We start from the raw sequence: 6,134 nt of genomic DNA, 5'->3' as shown, positions 1-6,134 counted from the left end.
AACGGGCCGTCGTAACGGCGGTTTTCCCGCCACCACAGCAGCGCAATCACCACGATCGCCACCAGCACAATCAATACTGCGAGACGTTTTTTCATTGCGCCGTCTCCTTCAGCAGGCCCGGCGTTTTCAGCACCACGTCGCGCACCGCTTCGTAGTAACGCACATAGCCGGTACAGCGGCAGATGTGGCTGTCCAGCGCCTGCTCGATGGCGCTTTCCAGCTGCTCGCGAGCGATAGGTTCACGCTTGAGCTTTTCCACGAAAATGGTAGCGGCATTGACGAAGCCCGGCGTGCAATAGCCGCACTGGAAGCTGTAGTGCTCCAGAAACGCCTGCTGGATCGGCGACAGTTCAACCACCTCGCCCTGCTCGTCCACCTTGGCGTGGCCTTCGACGGTACGCACTTTCTTGCCGTTGAAGAAATGCGCGCCGGTGATGCAGGTGCGCACCTCTTCGCTGGTGCCGCTCGGGTGATCGACGATCGCCACGCAGGCGTGGCAAATGCCCTGCCCGCAGCCTAGGCGCGAACCGGTCAGGTCAAGGTACTCGTGCAGGAAATCGATCATCATCAAGCCTTCCGGCACCTCGATCGGGCCGTACTGCTTCTCGTTGATGGTCAGGGAGATCGGCTGGGTTTTAATGCTCATTGTAATACCTCACGAATATTTTCTGCACGAACGGGCAAATCACGGAAACGGTGGCCGGTGGCGTCGGCGATGGCGTTGACCAGCGCGGCCACGATCGGGATCATCACCACCTCCGCCATGCCTTTCGGCGGATCGGTTTCCGACAGCGCCGGCAGGATGTCGCCGCTCTGTTTCCACACCGCCACGTCGCTGGCGCGCGGCAGGTGGTAACGGTTGAAGTTCCAGGTGCCGTTGCCCGGGCCGTCTTCGTACAGCGGTAAATATTCGTGCAGCGCATGGCCGATCCCCATCGCCAGCCCGCCCTGCAGCTGGCCGGAAACCAGTTCCGGCACGATCAGGTTGCCGCACTCCATGATCGAATGGTGATTCAGCAATTCCACCTGGCCGGTGGCGATATCCACCGCCACTTCCGCCAGCGTGCCAACGGCGCTGTAGTATGTCACCGCCGCATTGTTGCGCTGGGTTGGCGGGTAGTAGACTTGCCCGCGCGCCAGCGGTTTGAATTCACCGCCGGCGTTGCGCAGCGCCATGCCGTCGATCGGCAGGCGTTCGCTTTTGCCGTTCAGCGTGAAATCGGCCTCCGCCCACTGCCAGCGGTTGAAAACGTGCACCGCCGCGCCGGTGACGCCGCCCATCTGATAGGCCGTCTTGGCCAGCAGCTCGAGGCTCAGCACCGACATGCCCGCCGCCGTCAGGCCGCCCTCGACCCAACGCGCATCCTCACGCCGCACCACCAGCGGTGCCGCCTGGCCGCCGCCGATGCCGGCCTGCCACAGCGCCATCGCCGCCGGCCACAGGCCGCGATCGAAGATCAGGCGCGCCGCTTCGCGGGTGCTATGCGAGAAGTAATAGGCCGAGTTGCTGGCGCTGGACGGCGAGCAGTAGCTCGGCGTCCAGTTAGGGTTGGTTTGCAGCTTATCCTGCTCCTCTTGCGACATCAGGTAAGGATCGCCGCTGGTGACCATCGGCAGCACCGACCAGTCGGTGACCGAGAAATGCGCTTCGTCGGCCGGTTTGCCCAGCCACTGTGCGCACAGCACCGACTGCGAGGTCGACATGCCGGTGCCCATCTCCGCGCCGCTGTGATGCAGCGTGATGCGGCCGTCTTCGCTCAGCTCCACCCGGGCGAACGAGGTTTCCGCCCCGGTGCCGAAGTCTTTCTGCACGCAGCCGAAGCCAACGCCATAGCGCTTGCCAGGATGGCGGCTCTCAAACTCGGCCTTGCGTTCGGCGCGCTTGAGCCACATCTCATGCTTCGCCGCCTTCTCCAGCACTTCATCGGCACGGATCGCACCGGCCGGGATCGCCCCCTGGGTGTTTTTCATGCCGGATTTCAGCACGTTGCGCAGGCGGAACTCGATCGGGTCGATCTTCAGTTCGGCGGCCAGCTCATCCACCATCATCTCGGTGGCGGCCATGCTCTGCAGCGTGCCGTAACCGCGCGCCGAGCCGGCGTCGATGGCGCGCGAGGCCAGCCCGACCGACGACAGATCGCTTTTCGGGAAATAGTAAATCGACTGGGCGGCGGTCGCGCCGACCATCACCACCGAAGGGGTAAAGTTGCTGCGGCCGCCACCGTCCGCGGTCATGTCACCGAGGAACGACTGCATAACGCCGGTCTGGCGATTCACCGCGATGCGGTAATTCATATCGAACGCGTGGCGCTTCAGCGCCGTCTGGAACTGCTCGAAGCGGTCATTGGCCAGGCGCACAGGGTGGCCGTCGCCGTACATCGCCGCCACTGCGCCGTAATAGGGAAAGTTGTAGTGATCTTTCGAGCCGTAGCCCACGGTGTAGCATGGGTGCAGGATCAGCTGTTTCACCGGCGGGTTGCGCTTGGCCAGCATGCGCGGCATCTCGTCGGCCACTTCCTGCGGCGACTGGGTCGGCACCACCAGATGCAGCGTTTGCGTCTCGGCGTCGAACCAGCCGTTGGCGTTGTCCGGCTCCAGCGCCGAGGTATCGATCGACTGCGTAGTGTAGCGGCGTGACATCACCAGCCAATCGGCCGGCGGGTTTGCCATCTCGTCGGCGATCAGGCCCGCATAGCGCATGCCTTCCTGATCCAGCTTGCCGCCCTCGCGCCCTTCCGGCCACACCGGCAGATGTTTTTTCATCGATACCGGGAAGATTGGCGTGTCCTTCAGGCTGGAGAAGCGATCGTCGTCGAACGGTTGATCGCCCCCCACCCGCACATAGCGGAAGCTGCCCCAGGGATCGCGCTCCAGCGGGCCGGTGACCGCGCCGTATTTGATGGTCTCTTCGCGGAATTTCAGCTTGTCCTTGGCGAAGCGGAAACGGGCGAAGTCGTGATAGATCAGGATCGCCACCGCCTGGCCGAGGTAGGCCGGGGTTTTGCCGCTCGGCAGCAGCATGTCGTCACCGTAGAACGCCGGGAAGGCCAGGCCGTCGCGCGCCAGATCTTCCGCCGTCACCAGGCGATCCGGCTGCAGGTCGTCCCCCAATAGCGACAGATCGACCCCTTCGAACAGCCGGTCGGCTTTGGTGACGCGCAGAATGAAGGCGTGCGCCTGTTTCTGCGGCCAGTGCGGCATGTCCACCGCGCGGATATCGCGCGCGAACACCTTCTGCCCCATGACCTTGGCGCGGCCATCGATACGGAAACGGACGCGTTTGGTCTGCGGATCCCAGTTGGGTGACTGGAGGATTTTTTGCTCGAACAGCGCGGGGTAGGCGCGGCTGTACAGGGGCGCGAGATACACAGACACCCCCGCAATCACGGCGCTTTTGATAAAGCGGCGCCGCGACGGGTTGAAATTGCTCATAAATAAGTCCTTCACGTCTTTCTTGTAATTGGTTTTTGTTCGCGGTGTTGTTGCGCAAACGCTGACGACCTTGCCGTAGACGTCATAAGCATATGCTTATAACTAAAATTATGTGATGATTAACAGGCTGTTTTCAACAAAAAAACATTTACAAAACACAGGTAGTTTGTAGGCTAATAAATAATTTGCGCAAACGCGGACTTCAACCATGACCACGGGCATTGTCATTACCGCCGCCGGACGCGGGGAGCGCTTTATTCAGGCCGGCGGCCAGGGCAACAAATTGAACGCCGGATTTGCCGATGCGGCGGGCGAGCGGCGATCGCTGTTCGAACACACCCTGCGCCAGGCATTGGCCTCCGGCCTGCCGGTACAGGTGGTGACCCGGCCGGATAATCTGCCGGTGCTGGCAGCCTGCGCCGCCAAGCAGGTGCCGGTCACCCTGCTCGCCAGTTCGGGCCTCGGCGACTCGATCGCCGCGGGCGTTGCGGCCACGCCGCACTGGCAGGGTTGGCTGATCCACCTGGCCGATATGCCGTTCGTCGGCGCCGAGGTTTTCCGGCAGGTGGCGGATGCCTTACGGCAGCACGCGATCGTGCGCCCCTGCTATGCGCAACAGCCCGGCCACCCGGTCGGCTTTTCCGCCCTATTGCGCAAACCACTTTGCCAACTGCGCGGCGATAATGGCGCGCGTGAACTGCTGCAAGGCGCGGCAGTGCACCTGCTGCCGCTTGAGCACCCCGGCGTCGTGCAGGATATTGATCTTCCATCGCAACTCCCGGCCAGCGAGTAAATTCACCTATGCAACATCTTGATGTCACCGTGGTCAGCCAGGCGATAAGCTGGCTGCAGCAACAGCCGGTCTGGTTATGCACCGTGCTCAGTACCTACGGCTCTTCGCCGCGGTCTCCGGGCGCGCTGATGGCGGCGACCCGCGACGGCCGCTACAGTGGTTCGCTGTCGGGCGGCTGCGTGGAGGAGGATTTTTTACGCCGCGTGGCCGCCGGGGAGTACCAGGCGGCCAGCCAGGTGATCCGTTACGGCGAAGGCGGCATGACGCCCAACGTGGCACTGCCCTGCGGCGGCGTGCTGGACGTGCTGATCGAATACCTGCCGGCGGGTGAAGACAGCATCGCTTACCTGCAACGCATCGCCGGCGCGCTGGAAGGGCATCACGCGTTGATCAAACGCCTGACGCTGCCCAACGCCTGCCACAGCCTCGAGCAAAGCCACTTCACCAGCGCCACGCAGGTCGAACGCCGGCTCGAGCAGATCACCCTGCACATCGCGGCCGCGCCGCGCCTGCTGATCGCCGGGCTGTCCAGCGTGGCGCTGTACTGCGCCGATTTCGCCGTGGCGCTGGGGTTTGAGGTGCTGGTGTGCGAGAACCGCCCGGAGGTGCTGGATAACTTTGCCGCCGAGCTGAAACCGAGCGTGACGTTGCTGCGCCAGTTTCCGGCCAAATTTATTGAAGAAGGGGGATGCCACGCCAATACCGCCGTCGTGGCGCTGACCCACGATCCGCGCATGGACGACCTGACGCTGATGGAAGCGATCCACACCCCGGCGTTTTACATCGGGGCCATGGGATCGCTCAGAAACAGCGCGCGGCGGCGCCAGCGTTTGCAGCAGATTGCCGAATTCACGCCGCAGGAGCTGGAACGCATCCATGCGCCGATCGGCCTGCCGCTGGGCAGCAAAACCCCGGCGGAGATCGCCCTGGCAGTGATGGCGGCGATCGTGCAGCACAAAAACCGGCTGCCGGCCGCCGACGGGATCAATGCAGCGGCACCACCGGCACCAGATGCTGCAGCTCCAGATGCAGTTCCTCTTTCCCGCTCAGCGAATAGCTGAACACCGTAATGTCCGGCCCGTCACCGCGGGCCAGCCCCATTTCGGGCAACACCTGCGTGTAGATCTGAATGATGTGGTCGTTGAGCGCCACCGGCTTGCCGGAATAGCGAAAACGGCAAAACTCGCCGTGGATCTCCGGCAGCGGCTCCAGCACCACGCCTTCGCGCAGCGGGTATTCCGTCGTCACGCCCAGGGTATAATCGACCCTGACCCGCTCGCCGTCCGGCACCAGCTGGGTAAACGAATAGGTTTGCGTCGGGCGCTCGCCCAACAAGGTGTAGAACTGCCCCCGCAGCGCGCTGCGCTGTGGCAGGTGCGACTTGTCCAGCTTCTCGATATCCAGGTGATAAGCGTACCGCTTGCCGTGAAAGGCGTATTGCCCCCGGGCGATGCTGACGCGTTCAACCTGAATATCGCCGGGCTGGCTGGCCGCCAGCGAACGCACCAGATTGCTGAAGTCCTGCTTGCGGGCATGGCGATACACGCTGGGCGATTCGGCGAAGTGTTTCTTGAAACAGCGCGAGAACGTCTGCTGGTTATCGAATTGGTATTCGACCGAGATATCGAGAATGCTCTTCTGCGTGAAACGCAAGGCGAAAGCGGCGAGGTAGAGGCGGCGAGCGCGGATGTACGAGGCTAACGACAGCCCGGTCTGCTTCTTGAACATGCGCTGCAGGTACCATTTCGTATAGCCTGACTTGGCGGAAACGATGTCCAACGACAGCGGATTGGTCAGGTTATCTTCAATCCAGACCAGCAATTCCTTGATATGACTTTCCTGCGTACCCATGTGCTTGCCGAACCTTCTGTTGCCGATATTCCATTAGTCGAATTTTAGTGCTATCCGC

Annotated in this window: 5 protein-coding genes; 2 read left to right on the top strand and 3 right to left on the bottom strand. The window is 62.6% G+C overall.

Annotated elements, in window-relative coordinates; all coding sequences use genetic code 11:
* Positions 1–91: 91 nt before the first annotated feature.
* Positions 92–646, bottom strand: coding sequence for a (2Fe-2S)-binding protein (locus tag AWX27_RS12950; RefSeq protein WP_038879260.1), 555 nt, complete (start codon positions 644–646; stop codon positions 92–94).
* On the bottom strand, positions 643–3,432 hold the full coding sequence (locus AWX27_RS12945; RefSeq protein WP_060422673.1) for a xanthine dehydrogenase family protein molybdopterin-binding subunit: 2,790 nt from the start codon (positions 3,430–3,432) through the stop codon (positions 643–645). Before AWX27_RS12945 ends, AWX27_RS12950 begins: the two co-directional genes overlap by 4 nt.
* Positions 3,433–3,640: 208 nt before the next feature.
* Between AWX27_RS12945 and AWX27_RS12940 the strand changes: the two genes are divergently transcribed.
* Positions 3,641–4,225, top strand: a complete 585-nt coding sequence (locus AWX27_RS12940) for a nucleotidyltransferase family protein (RefSeq protein ID WP_060422667.1) — start codon at positions 3,641–3,643, stop codon at positions 4,223–4,225.
* Positions 4,226–4,233: 8 nt separating this feature from the next.
* Positions 4,234–5,286: an XdhC family protein gene (locus AWX27_RS12935; protein ID WP_060422662.1), complete on the top strand. Its 1,053-nt coding sequence runs from the start codon at positions 4,234–4,236 to the stop codon at positions 5,284–5,286.
* Here the strand turns inward: AWX27_RS12935 and AWX27_RS12930 are convergent.
* Positions 5,210–6,076: a helix-turn-helix domain-containing protein gene (locus AWX27_RS12930; protein ID WP_048234664.1), complete on the bottom strand. Its 867-nt coding sequence runs from the start codon at positions 6,074–6,076 to the stop codon at positions 5,210–5,212. The two genes, AWX27_RS12935 and AWX27_RS12930, sit on opposite strands and share 77 nt — an antisense overlap.
* Positions 6,077–6,134 lie beyond the last annotated feature (58 nt).

It is taken from the genome of Serratia sp. 2880STDY5682894 (assembly GCF_001537385.1).
GTDB classification, from domain to species: domain Bacteria; phylum Pseudomonadota; class Gammaproteobacteria; order Enterobacterales; family Enterobacteriaceae; genus Serratia; species Serratia nevei.
This window is presented reverse-complemented; position numbering and strand designations above follow the sequence as displayed.

Excerpts from the sequence above, each read along its gene's own strand:
- AWX27_RS12950 (WP_038879260.1), bottom strand. The coding sequence starts at position 646 with ATGAGCATTAAAACCCAGCCGATCTCCCTGACCATCAACGAGAAGCAG.
- AWX27_RS12945 (WP_060422673.1), bottom strand. The coding sequence starts at position 3,432 with ATGAGCAATTTCAACCCGTCGCGGCGCCGCTTTATCAAAAGCGCCGTG.
- AWX27_RS12940 (WP_060422667.1), top strand. The coding sequence starts at position 3,641 with ATGACCACGGGCATTGTCATTACCGCCGCCGGACGCGGGGAGCGCTTT.
- AWX27_RS12935 (WP_060422662.1), top strand. The coding sequence starts at position 4,234 with ATGCAACATCTTGATGTCACCGTGGTCAGCCAGGCGATAAGCTGGCTG.
- AWX27_RS12930 (WP_048234664.1), bottom strand. The coding sequence starts at position 6,076 with ATGGGTACGCAGGAAAGTCATATCAAGGAATTGCTGGTCTGGATTGAA.